The sequence below is a fragment of the Candidatus Skiveiella danica genome, assembly GCF_022705245.1.
In the GTDB taxonomy this organism is placed as follows: domain Bacteria; phylum Pseudomonadota; class Gammaproteobacteria; order Burkholderiales; family Burkholderiaceae_C; genus Skiveiella; species Skiveiella danica.
This window is the reverse complement of sequence record NZ_JAKJEW010000149.1, coordinates 304-592: the sequence shown is the minus strand read 5'-3', so window position 1 is coordinate 592 and position 289 is coordinate 304. Positions and strand designations below refer to the sequence as shown.

Here is a 289-nt window from a genome sequence, read left to right as displayed (position 1 = left end):
GCACGCGGCAAATGCATGAGCACGCCGAGTTCGGCGTCGCCGCGCACTGGGCCTACAAGGAGGCCGGCGCCAAGGGCTATGCCGGCGTGCTGGCGGCCGGTGAGTTCGAGGAACGGGTGGCCGAGGCGCGCAAGGCGGTGCTGCGCCAGCTGCTGGCCTGGGAGCGCGATTTTGTCGACCAGGCCGGTGATGCTGCGGGCGTGGCCGGTCCGTCGTTCGACGACCGCATCTACGTCTTCACGCCCCAGGCCACGGTGATCGAGCTGGGCGCGGGCGCCACGCCGGTCGA

At 71.6% G+C, this 289-nt stretch carries 1 pseudogene; it reads left to right on the top strand.

Features of this window, described 5'->3' with window-relative positions:
* Window positions 1–289 (top strand): annotated as a pseudogene (locus tag ACMUOY_RS20615) (GTP pyrophosphokinase); the annotation flags it as partial.